The sequence below is a fragment of the uncultured Tateyamaria sp. genome, from assembly GCF_947496075.1.
GTDB lineage: Bacteria > Pseudomonadota > Alphaproteobacteria > Rhodobacterales > Rhodobacteraceae > Tateyamaria.
On the sequence record NZ_CANMBJ010000005.1, the window covers coordinates 367,528 to 387,172 of the forward strand.

18 protein-coding genes and 1 pseudogene are annotated in these 19,645 nt (G+C 57.1%); 12 read left to right on the forward strand and 7 right to left on the reverse strand.

Annotated features, from left to right (window positions below):
- Positions 1 to 32: 32 nt before the first annotated feature.
- From Q1A51_RS18785 to Q1A51_RS18800, 4 genes are read right to left on the reverse strand one after another with little or no spacing between them, the layout of a single operon-like run.
- Positions 33 to 1,013, reverse strand: a complete 981-nt coding sequence (locus Q1A51_RS18785) for a peptidoglycan-binding domain-containing protein (RefSeq protein ID WP_299604754.1) — start codon at positions 1,011 to 1,013, stop codon at positions 33 to 35.
- Positions 1,010 to 2,167, reverse strand: a complete 1,158-nt coding sequence (locus tag Q1A51_RS18790; protein ID WP_299604757.1) for a S8 family serine peptidase — start codon at positions 2,165 to 2,167, stop codon at positions 1,010 to 1,012. The genes Q1A51_RS18785 and Q1A51_RS18790 overlap by 4 nt, the downstream gene beginning before the upstream one ends.
- Positions 2,164 to 2,832, reverse strand: a complete 669-nt coding sequence (locus Q1A51_RS18795) for a zf-HC2 domain-containing protein (RefSeq protein ID WP_299604760.1) — start codon at positions 2,830 to 2,832, stop codon at positions 2,164 to 2,166. The genes Q1A51_RS18790 and Q1A51_RS18795 overlap by 4 nt, the downstream gene beginning before the upstream one ends.
- Positions 2,795 to 3,388 (reverse strand): RNA polymerase sigma factor, encoded by a 594-nt coding sequence (locus Q1A51_RS18800; protein ID WP_299604762.1) that lies wholly within the window; start codon positions 3,386 to 3,388, stop codon positions 2,795 to 2,797. The genes Q1A51_RS18795 and Q1A51_RS18800 overlap by 38 nt, the downstream gene beginning before the upstream one ends.
- 375 nt (positions 3,389 to 3,763) lie before the next feature.
- On the opposite strand from Q1A51_RS18800, the gene Q1A51_RS18805 reads away from it, so the two are divergent.
- Entirely contained in the window at positions 3,764 to 4,423 is a 660-nt protein-coding gene (locus tag Q1A51_RS18805; RefSeq protein WP_299604764.1) for a hypothetical protein, read from the forward strand.
- Between the two features lie 63 nt (positions 4,424 to 4,486).
- Here the strand turns inward: Q1A51_RS18805 and Q1A51_RS18810 are convergent, their stop codons facing one another.
- Complete coding sequence (locus Q1A51_RS18810) at positions 4,487 to 5,332, reverse strand: M15 family metallopeptidase (RefSeq protein WP_299204500.1); 846 nt, start codon at positions 5,330 to 5,332, stop codon at positions 4,487 to 4,489.
- A gap of 233 nt (positions 5,333 to 5,565) precedes the next feature.
- On the opposite strand from Q1A51_RS18810, the gene Q1A51_RS18815 reads away from it, so the two are divergent.
- The 6 genes and pseudogenes from Q1A51_RS18815 (at position 5,566) to Q1A51_RS18840 (ending at position 12,625) form a co-directional block, all read left to right on the forward strand.
- On the forward strand, positions 5,566 to 6,045 hold the full coding sequence (locus Q1A51_RS18815) for a hypothetical protein (RefSeq protein WP_299604767.1): 480 nt from the start codon (positions 5,566 to 5,568) through the stop codon (positions 6,043 to 6,045).
- Positions 5,978 to 8,017 (forward strand): EAL domain-containing protein, encoded by a 2,040-nt coding sequence (locus tag Q1A51_RS18820; protein ID WP_299604770.1) that lies wholly within the window; start codon positions 5,978 to 5,980, stop codon positions 8,015 to 8,017. The genes Q1A51_RS18815 and Q1A51_RS18820 overlap by 68 nt, the downstream gene beginning before the upstream one ends.
- 1,006 nt (positions 8,018 to 9,023) lie before the next feature.
- Positions 9,024 to 9,812, forward strand: a complete 789-nt coding sequence (locus tag Q1A51_RS18825; RefSeq protein ID WP_299204491.1) for a hypothetical protein — start codon at positions 9,024 to 9,026, stop codon at positions 9,810 to 9,812.
- 64 nt (positions 9,813 to 9,876) lie between these two features.
- Entirely contained in the window at positions 9,877 to 11,010 is a 1,134-nt protein-coding gene (locus Q1A51_RS18830; protein ID WP_299604773.1) for an MFS transporter, read from the forward strand.
- 638 nt (positions 11,011 to 11,648) lie between these two features.
- Positions 11,649 to 11,864, forward strand: a pseudogene (locus Q1A51_RS18835) (fasciclin domain-containing protein); the annotation flags it as partial.
- A 257-nt stretch (positions 11,865 to 12,121) separates the two neighbouring features.
- Positions 12,122 to 12,625: a DMT family transporter gene (locus tag Q1A51_RS18840; RefSeq protein ID WP_299604775.1), complete on the forward strand. Its 504-nt coding sequence runs from the start codon at positions 12,122 to 12,124 to the stop codon at positions 12,623 to 12,625.
- A gap of 491 nt (positions 12,626 to 13,116) precedes the next feature.
- Here Q1A51_RS18840 and Q1A51_RS18845 read toward each other — a convergent pair whose 3' ends face one another.
- Both Q1A51_RS18845 and Q1A51_RS18850 read right to left on the reverse strand, forming a co-directional pair.
- Complete coding sequence (locus Q1A51_RS18845) at positions 13,117 to 14,445, reverse strand: ATP-binding protein (RefSeq protein WP_299604777.1); 1,329 nt, start codon at positions 14,443 to 14,445, stop codon at positions 13,117 to 13,119.
- Between the two features lie 5 nt (positions 14,446 to 14,450).
- Positions 14,451 to 15,164 (reverse strand): response regulator, encoded by a 714-nt coding sequence (locus Q1A51_RS18850; protein WP_299604779.1) that lies wholly within the window; start codon positions 15,162 to 15,164, stop codon positions 14,451 to 14,453.
- A 223-nt stretch (positions 15,165 to 15,387) separates the two neighbouring features.
- Here Q1A51_RS18850 and Q1A51_RS18855 point away from each other — a divergent pair, with 223 nt between their 5' ends.
- The 5 genes from Q1A51_RS18855 to Q1A51_RS18875 all read left to right on the forward strand — a co-directional run bounded on the left by Q1A51_RS18855 (position 15,388) and on the right by Q1A51_RS18875 (position 19,643).
- A complete protein-coding gene (locus Q1A51_RS18855; protein ID WP_299604781.1) occupies positions 15,388 to 15,918 on the forward strand; it encodes a hypothetical protein in 531 nt (176 codons plus the stop codon).
- A 94-nt stretch (positions 15,919 to 16,012) separates the two neighbouring features.
- Complete coding sequence (locus Q1A51_RS18860; RefSeq protein WP_299604783.1) at positions 16,013 to 17,008, forward strand: YHYH protein; 996 nt, start codon at positions 16,013 to 16,015, stop codon at positions 17,006 to 17,008.
- A gap of 20 nt (positions 17,009 to 17,028) precedes the next feature.
- Positions 17,029 to 17,562: a YbhB/YbcL family Raf kinase inhibitor-like protein gene (locus tag Q1A51_RS18865; RefSeq protein WP_299604785.1), complete on the forward strand. Its 534-nt coding sequence runs from the start codon at positions 17,029 to 17,031 to the stop codon at positions 17,560 to 17,562.
- Between the two features lie 20 nt (positions 17,563 to 17,582).
- The gene (locus tag Q1A51_RS18870) at positions 17,583 to 18,230 is read left to right on the forward strand and encodes a PEBP family protein (protein WP_299604787.1); all 648 of its coding nucleotides are present in this window, start codon (positions 17,583 to 17,585) and stop codon (positions 18,228 to 18,230) included.
- Positions 18,231 to 18,386: 156 nt separating this feature from the next.
- Positions 18,387 to 19,643 carry an efflux RND transporter periplasmic adaptor subunit gene (locus Q1A51_RS18875; RefSeq protein WP_299671466.1) on the forward strand — a complete coding sequence of 419 codons (1,257 nt, stop codon included), beginning with the start codon at positions 18,387 to 18,389 and terminating at the stop codon, positions 19,641 to 19,643.
- Positions 19,644 to 19,645 lie beyond the last annotated feature (2 nt).

The window sequence follows — 19,645 nt, forward strand, 5'->3', positions numbered from 1 at the left end:
CTCTGGTGAGTCCCCTCAAAGGGGCACAAGGTTCATTTCCGTGCCAAAAGTTCCAAAAGCTGTGTTGGGGTCAGCAGCCCGGTATCGGCCTCCGAGCGCGCAACCTGAAAACCCTTGATCGCCTCACGGGTCTGAACCCCGATGATTCCATCAATCAGACCGCGATAATGACCGGAGGCGCGCAGCGCGCGCTGAAGGTCGCGCTTGACCGGAGGCGAGAGTGATTGCTCGAGGATCGCAAGCTCAGCTTCTGTCGCAGGCGTATCGGCTTCGGTATTCTCGATGATTTCGGGCACCGGAACGGCAACTGGATCGATTGGCGCGCGCGCAGCGACCGGCGGGGCACGCAATACAATTGGATCAGCAGGAACGGCAGAAAGCGTGGCACCCGGCACCAGTGACATGTCCTCAAGCACAGCGCGCAAATCCACGCTGGGGGTGCCATCGGTCCTTTCGCTCAGAACATCAAGAACGCCGCTTGCCTCTTGTGCCGGGACAACCACAATTTCGCTGGACCCGACCAGAGGGGCCGAGGCCGCGTCGGCATGTTCCACCCCCTCGGGTAAGTCGGACGGCGCTTCCGATGACAAGATCACAGCCCCGCCACGCTCCGCCAGAACGGTCATCCGCGCGAAGGCACGCAGCGGGACAGCTTCCGTGAAGATATCAGTCGACCGGTTCAGTCGCGCACCGCCCGGCAACACGAAAATCCGCTCTTCAAAGCGCACAGCCGGCAGGTCCAGAAAGACCACTGCCGCATCTGCTTGTGCTGCTTCCTGCGAAAACCGCCGCATCATCGCACGGAGTTCTGCATTACTGGGCGCGCTCACCTGCAAAACTTCCGCATTCAACGCATTGAGACTGCGCAGGGCGCTTTCAGCGCGCTGAGCATCTGTGCCTGATGAGACGACCATCCCAACAATCCGTACGCCATCTTGCGCGGCAGCGGGTGCCACCGCCAACAGCGTGACGGACGCAAGCGTCCACAAAGCACGAAGACCGGCGCGCCTCATAGCGCACACGCCTCGCTTGGACCCAGAATAGCGGTACAGGCATTCAGCATAGGCAGCGTTTCAACGTCACTGATCGATCCATTCAGCCGCTCCGAAATCGCGGCGGATGTAAGGGTCGGGTCCTGGGAGAGCATGAGCGCGACCACGCCGGACACGTGGGCGGTGGCGATGGAGGATCCTGATACATAGCGATGGGCTGACCCCGGCGCCGTTGTCAGTACGTCGACCATCGGGGCAGGCACGCTGCGCCCGGCCACCTGCCCCGCAGCGATCACGCCGTCCAAAGAGGCAGGATAGACCAATTCTTGCCCCTCGCCCGAGGCTGCAACCACCACGATACCGGCTTCCAGCGCGACATTGATCAGCTCCGTCAAAAGTGGATCTTCAGGTCCGCCGATGCTGAGGTTCAAAACGTCGATGTCATTGAGAATGGCAAAGTTGATCGCGCGCGCGAGCGAAAAACTGTTGCAAACGCCCGGCGCCCCATCTTGCTGCCAACAGGCGCGCAAGCCCACCATGTCGGCCGAAGGCGCCACGCCGACGATCCCTTCGTTGGTGGCTGCTGCACCAATGATGCCTGCGACCGCAGTACCATGCGCTTCGGCCAGCGGAACAGGATCAGCGGCAACGAAATCAAACAGATCAACCATTTGGTCGGCCAGATCGGGGTGGTGATTGTCGATCGCACTGTCAACGATACCGACCCGCACCCCTTCGCCCAAGGATGAGGCATGGATCGGCAAGACCCGCATCGACTGCAGCGCCCATTGCAGTGGCAAAAGGGGATCGGAGTGGAACATTTCGGTTAGGCTGAAGCTGCGAAGGCGCTGGACCGTGCGTATACGGGCATCCGTTTCCATCGCAGTAATCAGCCCGTCCACGTCAGACACATTGCGGGCGTCAAAGACAAAACAATGCACTTCAAGCGCATTGAGCGACCATTCCGCAGCCAACGACACGCCAAAATCAGCCGCCAGCGTATCAGCGAGGGCTGCCAGTGCTTGCGGCTCATCCTGAGGGATAGTGAGAATGAGATAGTTGGCCGGAGCAAATGTGTTCGCGTCCGTCAGTTGCCAGTCCTGTGAAGCAGCGGATCGGGGCAAGGCAAACCCGATCAACCCCACGAGAGCAAAGAAGGCGATGAACCGGCTCATTGGCCAGCCTCCGGTGCGGCAAAGATGATCTGGTCCTGCGCCATCATGACCGCAGATACGGCCGCCACATCGGCATCCTCAGCCAAGGTGGCCGAATAGATTCCAGCCGCCGAAGGACCGGTCACAGCCACAACACCCAACGGCGTCAAAAGCTCGGTCAATTGGGCCTGTGTCAGGTCAGATGCAGGTTGAAACTGAATGGTTGGTGCATCGGATGCGGGCTCGCTTGTCAGCGTGACAAAATCGTCCTGCCCGGGTCCGTCAAACTGAACCGCCACCAACGCCAGCGCAATGCACGCGATGGCCAATCCACCCAACATGCCCCTGCCGCGCCCCTGCACCACCTCTAGCCAGCCACGCTTGGGCGTGATCGGCGTCCGCAAATCTGCTTCGACCTGCGCGCGCAAGGTGTCCCAACTGCGCTGCAAGGGCACATCAAAAGGGTCTGTCTTGACCACTTTCTGAGCCAGCACAGTCTGTCGCCCGATCTCTTCCGAACAAGCAATGCACGTCTTGGCATGGGCCTCGACCATCGCGATATCCATGTCTGGCAAGGTGCCATTCACATACCACGGGATCAGATCCCACACTTCCTCATGGTCGTTTTGCGGACCGTTTGAATTATTGTCACGCAACTGCATGTTCTCCGCCTGTTTGTTCGTCATCAGATAGGATACCGCGCAATCGCCGCCTTGCGGTCATCATGCGCGTTTTCACAGTGCCCACCGGGCAACCAAGGATTTCAGCGATCTCAGTATAAAGATAACCGTTATAGTAGGTCAGTTCGACGACGGCGCGAAGCTCTGGCTTAAGCTGGTCCAGCGCATTCTTCAGGTCAGTGCCGCGGATGACAGTTTCGGCTGTGTCGTCTCTGGCGGCAATCATGCCCTCATCAAGTTCCACGTCGCCTGCGCGACGCTCTAGCTTTTTGCGCTGCTTCATTGCAACGCGGTAGGCGATGCCGAAAATCCAAGTCGACGGTTTTGAGCGGCCTTCAAACCGATCTGCCGTGCGCCAGACTGTCATCAACACATCATTGGCCACCTCTTCGGCAGCCTCAGCATTGCCGGTGATCCGGCGGGCGAAATGCATCAGTTTCGGGAAATACTTTTTATGAATTTGTTCGAACGCTGCGACGTCACTTTGGGCCACAGCCGCGATCAGAGCATCATCGCTCAGCGCTGCGGGCGATTTCGCAGTGGTCTTAATAGATTTCAACATCCACATGAAGCTCATTTCCCTAACTGTGATCGTTAGTCCCCGGGCAGCGCCGAAAGGTTCACGATTGAAGAAGATTTTTTGCGCGCCCTGGATCACGCCCAGTGCTGTCGCCGGTTCACGCTAGGGTGGAACCGTTGAGTACAACGATGGATGAACCGTTGGAAAAAGCGTGGAAATTGCATCCGTGCATGGATAAAATACTCTTTTTTTCAGGCGCTCAGCCAGCAATGCCCAACCAAGGTCGCCGCGGCACAAAACTGCCGTCCCAGCACCTTAGGGGCCACTGGCCAAATGGATCACCGGTTGAGACTGAACCTTTTCCGCTGTGCGCCGAACTAGCGGACAGTTGCATGGTTCATCTGAAGGGGTGCACGAATGCCGAACCCAAAGCTCACCAAGCTTATGAAAGACAATTCGAAGATGATCTTCTTCGCGGGCTATTTGAAGCAGCAAAAGATGGAAAACTTTCTGGATTTCATAACGGCCAAACCAAAGCCCGAAGCCATCTACGACCTGTACATGTCCAAGAAACCGAAGGTAAAGCTGCCCGGTCTTGATACCTACCGAAAGAATGCGCAAAGGGCGTACATTCAAGCGGTTCAAGCAGAGTTGGAAACGGCACAGGAGCGCGGCGAGCAACTGTCACGCGATGATGCGCACTACGCCGGATCACGAAGCCCGGGCGTTATGGATGCGTTTAATAAGGCGCAGGCACACGCTGAAAACTATGTGACCAATCAGGCCATTCCGAACTGGAAAAAATCGCACAGCTACGAGAATTACGTCGACACCCAGGTCGACGGCTCTTCGCTGGCATCCAAGCTGAAGTACCCCCCGACAGCGGGTCAACATCTGGCCGATGCCAAGGTCAACCTGATGCTTGGAAAGGCCGGCCTGGACAAATCCTGTGTGGATCTCGCGATCAAGGCCAAGATGGACAAAGAGATGAAGGGCAAGAACCCGCGCCACGCAGTGGCCTTTCCCAAGACCGCAGACGTGATCAAAGAGTTGGATAAAGTCCGGATCGCCGTCTGAGTGGAACACGTAATGGGCCGACCTTTTGCGAGGTCGGTCCGTTCATCTGCAGCAAAGGGCCAATCACAAAAGCCCCTGACGCTGCCACTCCTCGATCTTTTGGCGGCTCACTTCGAAATGCATTGAGTCTTCGCGGGAGAAACCAGCCCCCCAGATCCAACCTTCCTTCTTGAAAAAATCCGCCAACAGGATCAGGCCGAGTTGGGTACGCCCGTCGGCAAAATTGTCCAGCTGCCCATCGATGTTAAGGTCTACCGCCAAACCGTAAGCATGGGCTGACGCCGACGCCGCCGACCCACGGATCAGTCGCACGCACAACGACCCGGACGACGCGATGCGCTTGTAAAGCTCGGGCTCTAGCGCCTCAACCTCTGCAAAGACCTTGCGCAGGGAAGCCACGGCCGGTGCCAGCAACTGGACACGTATCGGCCCCACGGGCTCGTTCGCGATCAGGTCGCGGAGACGTGGGTTCGTCAACCTTTGGCAGTCGTCGTTCAGATCGTTGCGCGGCAAGCCAAAGGTTTGGCGCAGGAAACTTGGTGTCGCGAGCGACAACCCGTCGTTGACTGACCTCCGATCTGCGATCAGAACCACCTGCGCATAGTTGTCGCGCGGCCTGTCAGCCGCCGGCTCCGAACGTTCCGGTGGCAAATCGGGAGTGGCCGTCAACGCGGTCCGCTGCAAGGCGGTTATCCCGATGGAAGTCCGCGAGTCGAGCCCATCCACACGTGCGCGCAATGCTTCAAGCTCTTTCCGCAGGGCCCGTGTCTCTGCTTGCAGCGCTGCGAGCGAACCTATTTCGGAATCCGTCTCACGCCGGACGTCGGCAATCTGCCAGAGAACAGGAGCCGCCAAAATAGTGAGTGCCGCTAAGGACCCCGTAGCAACAGTCTTCCATCGATTGGTCATCGGGCAACCTCCTGTGCAACAAACACCCTGCACGGACGTTGCTCATTGGTAGGTACGAATTCCCGATGAAAAGGTTCGCTCCGTTGCCTGTAAAATGCTGAAAGCGCCTAGGTCGAAAGGGCTTATCTTTGGAAGTTTCGACATCCTGCCCGATGGCATAGACCAAGAGTTTCAGCGGTTAGCTCGCAACGTCTCGCAGCAGGTTCGTGGATGCCGGCTTTCATGGTACGGAAATGAAGGAGATTACTCAGAAATCAACACGAAGCGTCGAAGTCCCTGAGGCGCTCGAACTACGCGCTGAACAGAAAGCGACAAGGCAGTTTGAAACGTCGCGGGACCAGCGCCAGCGCAACTATGCGAATTTTGTCGAGAAGACCCGACGCACAGACTCCGTTGCCGCAGGTCAGTTGCAAACTGCTCTCGCGCAAAACGATCTGCTCGGCTCAATTGCCGCGGTGTTCAAGAGCGATCTCGGGGTGCATCATGGCCGCACAAAAAGCCTTGTTTTTCCCATGATGGTTCGGCCGATGTTGCGAACAAATCTTCTATCTCCTCACGTAGAAGACCGCCCCATAATCGATATTCAGGGGGTTAGACCATCAGTTCGCCGGTTGCGAAGCGCAGCGCAAAAGCAGCCATTAGTTCATGCATATTGTTGCTGCAGAGCGCTGTGCCAAAAGACCTCTGGTCTTGGGTTGTGGTGCACGCAGTGAGTTTGAGGCGCGACGACTTAATGCAATAATTTTTCGACAAAAAAAGATATTTTGTATTGCCGTATTAACGGTTTCTGTCAGCAAAACGACTATGAAAACTGCGTTTGCAAGCAGGAAAAACATGATACCGCCTGAGATCTTCAATCAAGTCGACGACAAGTGTAACGAAGGTCTCGCTCTTGCATCAGCCGACGCCGATGACGGAGCCGTCATGATATTGCGGTGGTGCAACAAGGCATTTTCCAAGATCACAGGGTATGGCGCCGCTGAAGCGTTAGGGCAACGCGGCACGATCTTGATCGGCGCTGACCTTGAGCAGGGCGTACACCTCCACATCATTGAAAAACTGATGGGATGGGAAAACTTTTCGACTGAAGCAACGAATAATCGCAAGAATGGTGAAACGTATTGGCAGCGAATGAGTTGGACCCACTTGTCCGACCCCGCAACGGGCGATCATTGGTGGCTATGCTCTATCATTGATTTGGGGAAACGACCCTCTGGTCTCTCTAAAGAAGCTCAGCCGCTGGCTGGCCCTGTTGAGGTGGGAAGCTACGCCAAGACGCTCGATAAAGTACATCGCTTGGAGAAAGAGAACACGCGCCTACACGAACTGGCCAAATCTGTGGCCAAGGACGCTAATGAAGACGCGCTCACCGGGCTTTCAAATCGCAGGCATTTTGAAGTTGAGGTGAAGACTTGGATCGAAGAGTTGAAGCAGCATGGGAAAGAGTTTGCTGTCCTTTATATCGACCTGGATCGCTTTAAGTTCGTGAATGACACACTCGGGCATGATGCCGGCGACAGATTGCTCGTTTCTGTCGCAGATATGCTACGCGAGCTCACGGACGAGTACGATTTGGTCGCGCGGTTGGGGGGTGACGAATTCGCAATTCTGCGCCCGCTCGGACACAGCGCCTTGGAAATCAGCAGTCTCGCCGACGAAATTGTGTCGCGGATGCAAACCCCCTTCCTGTGTGAAGGGAAATCGACGGCATGTGGCGCCAGTATCGGAGTCGCGATCGCCAAAACAAACATGCATGATCCCGACAGGATCGTCGCTGATGCCGATGAAGCTTTGTATCACTCAAAGGAACACGGCAAGGGACGATGGTCCTTTTTCACCGAAAAGATGCACGCCAAGTCAATCGCCACCAAGCAACTGGCGTCGGACTTGTTGCTGGCCTGTGAACGGCAAGAGTTCATCCCATACTTCCAGCCCCTTATTGATGCAGAAACCGGAATGATCGCCTCCGCCGAGACATTGGTACGATGGGCTCATCCGACCAGAGGCGTTCTGGCACCCGGAGCCTTTTTGGATACAGCGCGAAACATTGGTATTTTGAAGAGAATCGATGAAATCATGTTTGCGTGCTTAAAAGACGCGTTATCGCGTTTGGACAAAGCCGGCGTACACCTTCCGCGGTTCGCAGTAAATGTATCTGCCGCTCGGTTGGCCGATCCAACATTTATTCATGACATTCGTAGTTCCGGTATCGCCCCCGAACGATTGACCATCGAAATCCTTGAGTCAGTCTATCTTGATCGCATAGGCGAAGTTGTTCGATGGACGATAGATGAGCTGGACGAATTGGGCGTAACCATCGCGCTTGATGATTTTGGCACCGGGCACGCCTCCGTTCGGGGGTTGCTGGAAATCCGACCGTCCATTCTGAAGATCGATCGTCAATTCATTCAGCCGGTGGTGGAAGAAGCAAGCACGCGCCCGCTGGTCGCCTCGATTGTTGGCATTGGTAAGAGCCTTGGGATGCGTATTGTTGCGGAAGGTGTCGAAACCGAAGAGCATGCGCGTATCGTCAGCGACATGGGCTGCGACTACCTGCAGGGTTTTCATTTCGGTAAGCCCATGAGCTTGGAAGACCTTCGCAACAGACTGTTTGAAAATGGCGGTTTGTTCTGGCCGGACGCGATGTCAATTGAACCGGATCGGGCGCGGTACATCACCGGTTAACCGGCTTTGCGATTACTGAAACGCAGACATTTTTTTGGCGGTCATCTGTTCCCTAGCCATATCGACAGCGCCCATGATCGTCTGCAACAGCATCAGTTTGACGATTATCAAATGCGGTAAAGATCGCGCCTATGCTGAAGCCGTCACGGCAAGCTCCATTGCACGAGAAAAAGCCTCATCTTCCGATGGGAAAGTAACACTGGCCCCACATACCTGCCTGCGGCCTGGTCCGACCTCATAGACACAGGGAAGATAAACTCCTTCAGCGACCGCGGATGTGCATGGAACCCATCGCCCGCCTGGACCTTCTACGGCTGCGCCTGTGCGGACGTTCACTGCGCCAGATGGCAGCAAAGAAACGTCATCAAGCGCGTTTAAAACCTGGTGGATACTCATAACAGACCTCATTTTAGAGGCAGTATTCTGGTTTGGTTTGGCCAAAATGGGGCGCATGTTCAGCACTTGCCTTGAAGGTGCCGTAGTTTGGCGGCTCTGTTGGAATTGAATGCAAATTGCGGAGAATCGTCGCATGAATTTCCGCGGAAGGATCACCAAAAATATTTTCTTTGAATGACTTAGCTGGAGCACAGCGCCTCGGCAATCCTGTCCAATTCAACACATTCGCCCAAGATTTGTCTGATTTGAAAGGCTTTCGACCTGCGTACACTAGCGGCTACGGGGTAAAGGCTGGAAACCTGAGACCTGATTCGACCGAACTCGAGTAGAATTGATACTTACTTGCGGATCTCACTGCGCTCAGGGCTTTGCAGTTTATACTCAACTGGCCGAAACATCATTGATCACGCCGATTGAAGCCCTTGATCTTCCGTTACAGCCGATCAGCAGAAATCCAATCCACGGGGAGCGCACGGAAAATCGGTTAACGTCAGCAACGGGCAGCAAGGCTGCGGTAACACTTCATTAACCAATAAGTGATCTAGCCACTACTACGTAGATCCAACCACTACTACGTATTTGTTTAAAGTTGTCACAGAAAGCCATCAACATGGGCCTCCGACCAAGTCGTCTATTTGAAGTTATCACACGTTTTTCTGGGGTTCTGCGCGATCTTGAAGAGATGGGGATTCGAGTCAAAATCTGTGACGATTTTCAAGAGTACCGCGCCCTTCGCAACCGGCAAATCGATCGAGGACCGATCTATCCGATGTTCGACGTTGCGAGCTCCTATGTTGATCACAACAACGGCTTTTGGATATGCGGTTTCGACCCGGATGGCGAATTGGTCCATACCCAAGCTGTGCGAATTCTTGACTTGTCCGGAGTATCATTGGCGACACATTTGGAACTCCACCGCCACAAATACATCACCCCTGACTCGACGCCTGACCCTGATCAGACCTTTTTTTCGGGACCTGAGGCACTCAATACGATTACAGGCAAGGTCGGCTACCAAGGGGACTTTTGGCTGCGTGCCAAGGGGCTTGCCGGTCCGCGCAGCCAAGGCGCGACGGCGCTCCTCTCGCGTCTCCTGCTTGAGTTAACCGTAATCGCTTGGGATCCCTCGTTTGTGTTTGCGTTTGTCCCGAAACCTTTGGCTGCCAAGGGGGCGCATCTTCGCTACGGCTACATGCACTGCGAAGCGGGGCGTTGGATTGGCCCGGACCAACAGGTAACAGACGAAGACTACCTGATTTGGATGAGCGCCAAGGACTTGGCCAGTTCATTCGCTCAAGCGACCAAAGACCTGCAACGCCCGGATAGTCTTTTGACCAAGCCAGCCGAACCGAAACCCGCCATTCAAATGGCGGATCTGAGTTCGGTAGCGAATGCCTGACCCCCATCATTCGACCATGAGAGCCAGCGGACCAAATCATGGCGCACCCTATGCTGCGAGCGCCATGGCCCAAGCAGCAATATACGGCCCCGTCGCGGCTCACGTCGCTTTCGTGATGGAACTGACATTGGTGCCTCTATTGCTGCCATCAATGCGTTCCCAGTTTGGCTTGTCACTTGGCGAATTGGCATGGGTATTCAATTCCTACAGCGTTGCAGTCGCAGTAGGCGTTCTAGTCGGCGGACTGTTCGGCGACGCATTTAAGACGACCAGGGTTTTCGGGTGTGGCGTATTCGCTTTTCTCACCGGCTCCATTTTACTCGCCGCATCAATCAATACCGAGATGCTGATCGTTGGACGTATATTTCAGGGATTTGGTGCCGGCGTGTTTTCACCTCTGGTCCCGGTCTTGCTCACACGGAACGCGCCTGAAAAACCCGGTCGAATACTCATACTATGGGGAAGCCTTGCCGGTTACGTAGCTGCTTTCGCACCGCTGGTCTATAGCGGCATACTCGGTGTAGGAAACTGGAATCTCGCGTTCGGTTTTATAGCGGCCATTGCAGCCCTCGCATTGCTTTTCCATGTGTCGGCGCCCACTGCAGATGAACCGGAAGAACTGCAAACTGAAACACCAGAGTACTTTGCGATTTTTCGTGCCAGACACCTGTGGTTGACGCTCGCCTACGTTTTCTTCACTTATGGAGCGATTACCTATTTTTTGTTCCGACTTCCGCTATGGCTTTCAGAAACGGGTGCCGAGACGACAATAATTGGTTTCATGCTTTCGACGTTGTGGCTGACTTTCTCAGCTTTAAGCGCCCTCTTGCGGAACAAAGTCGATCAAGATCACGTCCAAACAATCATGCTTGCAGCTCCTCTTCTGATCGCGGCTGGTCTGCTGCTATCTTACAGTGAGAACACTTTTCTACTTATGGGCTCAACGATCCTCGTCGGAGCCGGTTTGGCTTGCAGCAACGCCCCTTCAACGCAGCTAATCTTACGACACGCGCCCAAGGGCCTGAGCGCGATTTCCGCCAGTTTGGATATAACCCTTGCACGGTTGGGCGGAATTATTGCGGTCGTATCCCTCGCCGGAACGGGAGTTTCTGTTGCTGGCCCGGTAATTTGCGCATGTTGTTTCGCTGCTGCGATTTGTACAGTCACGGTATTCAGGTTACCAACTAATCACACATGAAACTCTGCCTGAAGCCGCTGATAAGCGGCTTCAGGCAGAGTTTCATTGAGCAAAGTTTCTACCATTGTTAGCAGCGGTACAAAACGTAGATCAAATCTATAGTGTAACGGCCAAAGGAAACATCCAACGACTACCTCCCCAACTGCGCTGCGGCCGTCATACCGGTCATTGGTCGCAACCTGACGCGTGTGATGTGGCTTCCTCGGACTGGGCATCGTACAGAATTTCAGTAAACCAGAAGATTGCAACGCGGAGCGGTTGGCCGTCGCGGGTTTGAACGGTCTGCTGTGCGCCACCCGCAGTGCTTCAAAACCGTTCCAAGTCCGTCTGATAGCATACAATCCTACAGATAAAATAGTGACAGATCGCAACACCGCAGTTCCAGCAAACGTTACGGAAAACCAAGGTCTGGAAATCTTGAATCTAAGGTTTATCGCAAAATTGCGAACATGATGATCGGCGCCAAACAGCCCCAAGCTGCAAAGCCCACAATCCATGCACCAGAGCGGAGAAAGGGAGCATCGGCCAATGACACAACAGCATAGACAAGCTTTGCTGTCAGAAAACCGTTAGCAATGAGCGAAAATCGAAGATGCTCAAGTTCAGTTACTAGAACAACAGTAGCAACGAAAACGGGAATCCAAAGCGAAAGCGCTACCGCCTCTCATGCCGTGAACCCGGATGTGGGCGGCGCCCCCATGTTCACCGACAAGTACATCATCGAAAACGCCGTAAACTCGGCGGGCCACACGACACTGGTTATCGCCGTCAAAGCCGCAGACCTCGTTGCCACCTTGATGAGCGAAGGTCCGTTCACTGTGTTCGCAACCGTCAATGACGCCTTTGCTGCCCTGGGCTCATCGTGATACCGATACTTACAGTCCTGCACATGCGCGGCAAGGCAGTTGTCATTCCGGTACGACGGCTATTGGTCCTGATCCTGCTGGGCGGCCCGTTGTTTGGACTGTTCGCCGCTAGCGGTTACGTTCATGCCCCCTGTCACACGGGTTGCTCTTTATGCCGGTCGCCGTGTTCGTCACAGGAAGTGTTTTGGGGCACCTGCTGCTTCGGGAAAAATATCACTTCCGACCGCCTGATTAGGGCCACGATCATGTGCGCAGGTCTTGCCATTATGGTCGGGCTTGACCTCAAAGGACTAGGCGGGACCTGGGCGCGGGGTGCGGCGCTGTTCGTGCTGGCTGGCGCAATGTGGGGAGGCTACACTGTGCTGCTCCGCCTGTGGCAAATCCCCATAGTCGAAGGTACCCTGGCAGTCACCGGCGGCTCCGCCATCATCGCAGTGCCGTTGCCGGCCATTACAGCCTCCGAGACGCTGCTAGTGACGCCTTCATCAGCAATTGCCCTACAAGTCTTCATGCAGGGACTTGTCGGTGGCTTTATCAGCGTCGTGACCCTAATCGGCGCTGCCCGATCGCTGCCGGTGCATGTTTCGGCGCTGTTGCCCGTCTTCACCCCCGTCGTTGCACTTGGAATTGCAAGTGTCGTGTTGGGCGCAGTTCCGAACACAGCCGAGATGTTGGGGACACTCATCATTGCCACTGCTTTCATGATGAGCCGCGGTATTTTCCAGCGTAAAAAGTGGTTAACGGCATGAACTGCCACAGGTCACTCATAAAATCGCGCTCGATCAGGCCTCGTGCAATTTTGCCTCTTCTTCTTAATTGGTGCTTTGCTGATTACAGGCTTTGAGGTGTTCGGACCGTTCGTGATACTCTCATTTGAGGTGGTATCTTGAATGTGACTACTTGCCACCGCACGCCAAGATGCAGTGCAGTCGGCGCGTGGTGTTTGAATGAAATCCGCAAGAGAAACGACAACGTGTCAAGACGAACTGCTTAGGTACATCGCCTAAGCCCGTCGCCTTACATCATGATGCCATGTTGCTTTTCGCCGTAGCGTGCCGCACGAACAAGTTGGACTCATCGAGAGTCATTCACCCTAACGATCACGTGTGTCCACTTTCATCAGGAACAGTGTCCACCGATGCTTGAGGGCGCCTCGCATCTCCACCATTCCTCGTCTTCGCGCCGGAGCTTTGCACAACTGACTCTTTGGCTGGTGGCTCCTTAGCCATCTGTGCTCCCTTTAATTTTCGATTGGTAGCCTTACAGTTGCGCGCAGGCCAACAGTTGGCAGGTTGGTGAGCGTCACCGTTCCGCCATGGGCCGCGATGACGTCGCGAACGATGGCCAGCCCGAGCCCGGCGCCCCCCGTATTGCTGTTGCGACTGTCGTCGCCCCGCACGAAGGGGTCGAAAACGTCAGCGAGTTTGTCTTGGCTGATGCCCGGGCCGTCGTCATCGATCGTTATGACAGCCATGTCTGCATCGCGGGTAACCGTCGCGCGGGCGGTATTTCCATATTGCAAAGCGTTGTCGAGGAGATTGCCGATTGCGCGCACAAGTGCGACCGGACGGCCACGAACAGTGGCAGGGTCATCACATTCAAAAGAGGCCCCCCGCTCTGCACAGGCCCGTTCAACCAGCGCGCCGAGGTCTAGGTCGCGCATCGCCTCGCTCTCCCCGCGTCCGCGGGCATAGGCCACCAGCCCGTCAGCCATCACTGTCATCTCTTCGAGTGTGCGGATCATCGCGTCGCTGTCCTCGGGCTCAAGCATCTCGGCCCGGATGCGCAAGCTGGTAATCGGTGTGCGCAGATCATGGCCCACGGCGGCGAGCATGCGCATGCGTTCTGCGTCGAAGCGGGCGATGCGCACCTGCATATCGTTGAAGGCCGCCGCAGCGTCGCGCATCTCGCGCGGCCCCTCTGTCTTGATTAGAACTGTGCGATCCCCGCGGCCCGCAGCGCGGGCGGCGGTGGCAAGTTCGGTCAACGGTTGCGTCAAGCGGTGCACGAAGATCAGACCGACACCCAATATGGCGGCCAGTGACAGTCCAAGGATCAAAAGGAATGCACCTTCTTCGATCCATGGCGGCGGCGGGCGCTTGCCGCGTGACCGAATGTTCAGCCATTGCGCTTCCCCATCCTCGGCCACAACCAGGCGCACGGATGCCGCGACGGCCACCCTCCTGCCGCCTTTGTCATCATCTGGCTGGACTCTGATTGCAGTTCTCACGTCCCGCCCGCCAAGCGCCTCGGTCAGCGCCTCGGCGAGGGCGCGGGCACGCTGTGTATCAAGTTGAGCTCTCACAAGGGGTGTCGGGTCGACTGTCACTCTGGACGATCGGGTCGAAGCTGAGTTGGCCAGCCCAGGTCGGGCCTGCGGCACGGCTGCTTCCAACGCAGGCACCAGCGAAACGATGCGTTCCTGTTCGCGCGCGATCAGCGCCGCGCGATCCAGGCGGATTCGCTCGTAGGACAGGACCGCAAGCGCCAGCAGATTTGCACTGACAAGCGATATGGTCAGAAGAAGCGCAAAGCGCCCGGCGATGCCGTCAGGCAGAAATCGTTGCAACCTGTTCAAACGTGTTCCACATCTGCGGTGAGTCGGTAGCCCCCGCCCCATTCGGTGACGATCAGGCGCGGAGATGACGCATCCACTTCAATCTTTCTCCGCAGTCGGCTCACGCTGTTGTCGATGGCCCGGTCATATGCCTTGGCGTCACGACCGAGTGTCAGGTCCAGCAAGCTGCTTCGGGACATCACGGTTTGTGGATGATCAAGCAGGACACCTAGCAATCGGCTTTCCCCGGATGTCAGGGCAACAGCGCGCCCATCCGTGTGTCGCACTTCCTGCGCATCGGGGTCGTGCGTCCAGGAGCCGAACCTTCTGCGCCCCTTGGCCACCTGCGGCGCGGGGGGTGGTCTACGACGCAACACGGCGCGGATGCGCGCCACAAGTTCGCGGGGGTTGAACGGCTTGACCACGTAATCGTCGGCGCCAAGCTCCAACCCCACGATGCGGTCAGTCTCATCCGCCATCGCGGTCAGCAGTATCACAGGTGGGCCACCGCGAGCCACCAGCCATCGACACAGGCTTAGCCCGTCTTCGCCCGGCATCATCACGTCCAGCACGATCAGGGCCGGATCACTCTCTTCCAACAGGCTGCGGGCCTCCATCGCATTGGCGGCCATCTGTGTGCGCAGGCCCTGCTTCCGCAGATACTTGTCCAGCGGTTCGCGGATGTCGCGGGCATCGTCCACGATCATCACCTGAGGGGCCGTCTGCTCCATTTCGTCTCCTGTACCGGGCCGGTTTGTGCCTGTTCTAGCGGCATGTGGCCCGCGCTCCGAGTCTGAGCGCCATTTCATTTGTCGCAATTTGTGTCAGCGCTGGCCATTGCGACAGATCGCGACAAACAAGATCCCCGCCCGACAAACCTTTCTGGCACGACATGTCCATATGGAAATCAGACGAGGCGAAACGGCGCCTCGATTTCCAAGGAAAGGACAACCGATGAACCGACCGAAAATACTGGCTGTGACCGCAATTGCCCTGAGCATATCTGGCATTGGCGCCGTCATCGCCAATGCGCAAGACAGCGCCGCCCCAACCCCGCCCCCGGCCGCCGAAGGCAAGATGACCAAAGCCGACATGCGCGATGACCACGGTGGAAAGCGCATGCGTGGCCACGGCGGCAAGATGCGCGGTGGCGAGATGCTGCGCGATATCTTTGACGCAGCCGATGCAGACAGCGATGGCGCCGTCACGCCAGAGGAGATCGAAACCTACCGCAACGCGCTGGTGGCAGAGGTGGACGCATCTGGCGATGGCGCCCTGTCCATCGAAGAGTTCGACACGCTGTACCGCAGTCTCACGCGCTCGCGGATGGTCGACGCCTTCCAAAGGCTTGATGCAGACGGCGACGGCCAGATCGCGCCGGAAGAGATGGAGCGCAGCGTTGCGCGTTTTGTCGAGCGGATGGACCGCGATGGCGATGGAACGCTGACCCTGCAGCGGCCCGCGCGGCCCGCACCGCAAGAGTAACTGGCGGCGACCTGTGCCGCCCCTGTTTTACATCAAAGGTGTCGCTATGGTCTTTGTGATCAGGCGGCACCTCTCAGACTGAAGAGGGACACAGATGCAAACGGGCTTCTCGATCAAACAACCGTTTTTGACCTTTGCCCTTCTCTCGACCTCTGTTGGCATCATGTCAGGCGCGGCACTCGCCCACAGCGCGGAAGAGCACTGCGCCGCCGTCATCGCGTCGGTGGAAGAGGCGGGGTTTTCCGACGATGTGACCGTCACCTGCGAGAACGGCGCAGCCGTGATTTCGTCAAACACATATCCTGACCACGAGATGATGACAGGCATCACCGGGACTAATGAACAAGTGCCAGTGCCCGCCCCGGGCTATAACGCGTCGATCCCATTAGTGGCCGTGTTGGGCGATACACCACAAACACGCGACGCGGCGCTCGGCGTGGCTGTGAACGGTGTGCCGATCTTTGACTACACGGGCGGTGGCGAGATGACGGAGGAGAACCTTTACCACCACCAGACCCAGCATGATACGTTGCAAACCCAGCAACTTGATGTGTGCGGTGGCCATGCCGGGCGCGGGGATGACTACCACTATCACGTCAAGCCTGCTTGCATGATTGCCCAGATGGAAAACGCCGGGAACACCGCGATCATCGGATGGGCGTTCGACGGCTTCCCGATCTACGGCGACAACAACCCGGACGGCAGTGTAATTTCGGACGGGGTGCTTGATGTTTGCAACGGGCAGCCGGATGCAACATTCGGTTACAGGTACCACACGTCCGAGGGTGCGCCGTATATCGTGCAGTGCCTCATGGGTGAGGTTGCAGACATCCGCGCGTTGCCCCGCGTTTCTCCGCTTGTTGATGCCGAAACGGGCCGTGGCACGGAACCGGGCCGACCACCGCGCGGCGGGGTCGAAAACCTTGTCTTCACCGAGGGTGCCGACGGCACCCGCAGCATGGATTACAGTTACGAGGGCGATGATTACTACGTCCGCTACAGCCCTTCGGACACGCCTGACTGCTATTTGTTCGAAACCCGCACCGTGACCAATGGTGGCGAGGTCGTTACCGGTGAGTATTGCCGATGAAAGGTGTCGCTGCATCGTTTGTGATAGCTTACCTGCGTTGCGTCGGATTCGAAGGCCAAGCACTGGCAGAGGACGCCTTCACGCTGTCGAGCCCGGCGCTGACCGAGGACAGCTTTTTGCCTGCATATCTGAAATGCGTCCGCGATGGCGGCGACGGCGCGTCACCGCCCCTGGAGTGGCACGGTGTGCCCGATGGGACCAAGAGCCTTGCCCTGACCATGCATCACTATCCGCGCGGCACGACCGAAGGCGTGGACGCCCCCAGCCACTATTGGCTGCTGTGGAACATACCTGCCGATGTCACCGTGATCGAGCGTGGCAATCCCACATCGATCGGTGACGAAGGCGCGGACAAGGATCGGACCCACACCGGCTATACTCCGCCATGCTCGCCCGGTGATCGGCAGCACGAATACACCATCACGATCTACGCCCTGAACGCGCCCATGGACGATCTGCCCGGATATGACGACCGACAGGTCGACTGGCAGATGCTGACCGGCGCCATGGAGGGCAAGGTCATCTCATCCGCCCAGCTTTCGTTTCTGAACTGACACCCAAGAAGGAAAAGACCATGATGCGCACCATCCTTGCAGCACCCCTTATCCTGACGGTCGCGCCAGCCTTTGCAGAGCCTCTCACTATAACTGCGGACATATGGGCGGACAATTGGTTCGACATGTCGGTGAACGGCACCAAGGTGCTAGAGGACAGTGTTCCCATCACGACCGAGCGATCTTTCAACGCCGAAACCGTCACATTCGCCGTTGAGTTGCCAATGACCATTGCGATCAAGGCAATGGATTTCAAGGAGAACGACACTGGCCTGGAATATATCGGGTCACGGCGGCAGCAGATGGGAGATGGGGGCCTGATCGCGCAGTTCGTGGATGTGGACACTGGAGAAACCGTTGCCGTGACAGATGACAACATGCGTTGCCTTGTCGTGCACCACGCCCCGGTCGATCGGTCATGCGAGGCGTCCAGCAATCCGGTTGCAGGCAAAGGTGCATGTGCATTTGAGTTGACCGAAGAGCCAGCGGACTGGACCGCCCCGGGCTTTGATGCATCGGGCTGGCCCAAAGCCACGCTTCATACGGCCCGTGCTGTCGATCCGAAGGATGGCTACGACACCGTAAGTTGGTCCGAGGACGCCCAGTTCATCTGGGGCCCCGACCTAGAGCGGGACAACACCATCCTTTGCCGTGTCACCATCGAGTAAATGTTCGATCCCCGCACACCCAGCGACGGAGGCTGACGTGCAAACTGGAAAACGCATGACGGGACTATTGATCACCACACCGCTGTGGGCGCGCGCAAAGCGGGTCGGAAGTATCCGACGTTCTGGAACCAGGCCGTTTGAGCAGCACTATTCGATATGCTTGATGGGATCGTCCCGGGCACGATGGGGGCAGTTATGAACCTGGCAAAGCAAGTCCTCGCAACACTTGGGTTGGTTTCATGCGCAACGCTGGTTGCGTCACATTACTCTCCGGATTTCAACACTGCCCTGGGCGGGTTGGGTGTTCCGCCGACCTTGCTTGAAGCGATTGCCAGATCAGACGATCAGACATTGGATGCAAGCGAGGTCAGAGCTCCGCGTGGGCAACGTGGCAGTTCAGCGGCGATCGTGACCACCGCAGCGGTGTCCACGGAGACGATCAGCGAAACGGCACAAGCAATAGGCTCTGCTGAGGCATTGCGCTCTGTTTCGGTAGTTCCGTTCGAGAGCGGTATGCTGACCCATGTGGCAGTCGCTTCCGGAGATATCGTTGCCGTGGGTGACTTGCTGGCCCGGCTGGATGCAGACACTGAGCAAATCGCACGGGACCGGGCGGCTGTGACCCTTCGTTTGGCCGAAGCCGAGTATGCGCGGTACGAACGTCTGGCTCAGTCCAATGTGGCCTCGCAGACGGAACTCGACACGCTGCAGGCAGAGCGGGATGACGCGGAACTCGCCTTGCGCGAGGCAGAGGTTACGCTAGAGCGGCGTTCGATCTTTTCGCCTATTGGTGGCGTTGTGGGCATCGTTCCGGTTGAGATTGGTGACTATGTCTCCACCTCGACCGAGATCGCCATGGTCGACGACAGATCACAAGTCATGGTCGATTTCTGGTTACCTGAAAGGTTTGTGGGCTTGCTTGCGCTCGGCCAGCAAGTCATGGCAACGCCACTGGCCCTGTCCGGCATGCAGCTCGACGGGCAAATCAGTGCGATCGGCAGCCGGGTGCAGGTCGACAGTCGAACGATCCAAGTGCGCGCGTTGATCGACAACCCGGACGACCTGATCCGCCCCGGCATGTCGTTCAGCGTCACGACGGCTTTTGACGGCGATACCTATCCCGCCGTCGACCCGCTGGCGGTGAATTGGGACGCCGAGGGCTCCTATATCTGGGTCGTGGAAGACGGTGTTGCCACGCGCACGAGTGCCGAGATTATTCAGCGCAATGTCGAATACATCCTGATCGCCTCGGACATCGGGATCGACGCAGAAGTGGTCACCGAAGGCGGGTTGAACGTGCGCAATGGCGCCCAGGTCGTCGTGCAGGGCGCTGCTGTGCCGGACGTGGACGCCCGACCCGGCAAGGACCGCGCCGACCTGTCCCCGCCGTCCACCTCTGAAACGGAGGGGTAGGC

Coding starts and splice junctions, on each gene's coding strand:
- Q1A51_RS18785 (WP_299604754.1), bottom strand. CDS start 1,013: ATGAGGCGCGCCGGTCTTCGTGCTTTGTGGACGCTTGCGTCCGTCACG.
- Q1A51_RS18790 (WP_299604757.1), bottom strand. CDS start 2,167: ATGAGCCGGTTCATCGCCTTCTTTGCTCTCGTGGGGTTGATCGGGTTT.
- Q1A51_RS18795 (WP_299604760.1), bottom strand. CDS start 2,832: ATGACGAACAAACAGGCGGAGAACATGCAGTTGCGTGACAATAATTCA.
- Q1A51_RS18800 (WP_299604762.1), bottom strand. CDS start 3,388: ATGTTGAAATCTATTAAGACCACTGCGAAATCGCCCGCAGCGCTGAGC.
- Q1A51_RS18805 (WP_299604764.1), top strand. CDS start 3,764: ATGCCGAACCCAAAGCTCACCAAGCTTATGAAAGACAATTCGAAGATG.
- Q1A51_RS18810 (WP_299204500.1), bottom strand. CDS start 5,332: ATGACCAATCGATGGAAGACTGTTGCTACGGGGTCCTTAGCGGCACTC.
- Q1A51_RS18815 (WP_299604767.1), top strand. CDS start 5,566: ATGAAGGAGATTACTCAGAAATCAACACGAAGCGTCGAAGTCCCTGAG.
- Q1A51_RS18820 (WP_299604770.1), top strand. CDS start 5,978: ATGCATATTGTTGCTGCAGAGCGCTGTGCCAAAAGACCTCTGGTCTTG.
- Q1A51_RS18825 (WP_299204491.1), top strand. CDS start 9,024: ATGGGCCTCCGACCAAGTCGTCTATTTGAAGTTATCACACGTTTTTCT.
- Q1A51_RS18830 (WP_299604773.1), top strand. CDS start 9,877: ATGGCCCAAGCAGCAATATACGGCCCCGTCGCGGCTCACGTCGCTTTC.
- Q1A51_RS18840 (WP_299604775.1), top strand. CDS start 12,122: ATGTGCGCAGGTCTTGCCATTATGGTCGGGCTTGACCTCAAAGGACTA.
- Q1A51_RS18850 (WP_299604779.1), bottom strand. CDS start 15,164: ATGGAGCAGACGGCCCCTCAGGTGATGATCGTGGACGATGCCCGCGAC.
- Q1A51_RS18855 (WP_299604781.1), top strand. CDS start 15,388: ATGAACCGACCGAAAATACTGGCTGTGACCGCAATTGCCCTGAGCATA.
- Q1A51_RS18860 (WP_299604783.1), top strand. CDS start 16,013: ATGCAAACGGGCTTCTCGATCAAACAACCGTTTTTGACCTTTGCCCTT.
- Q1A51_RS18870 (WP_299604787.1), top strand. CDS start 17,583: ATGATGCGCACCATCCTTGCAGCACCCCTTATCCTGACGGTCGCGCCA.
- Q1A51_RS18875 (WP_299671466.1), top strand. CDS start 18,387: ATGCTTGATGGGATCGTCCCGGGCACGATGGGGGCAGTTATGAACCTG.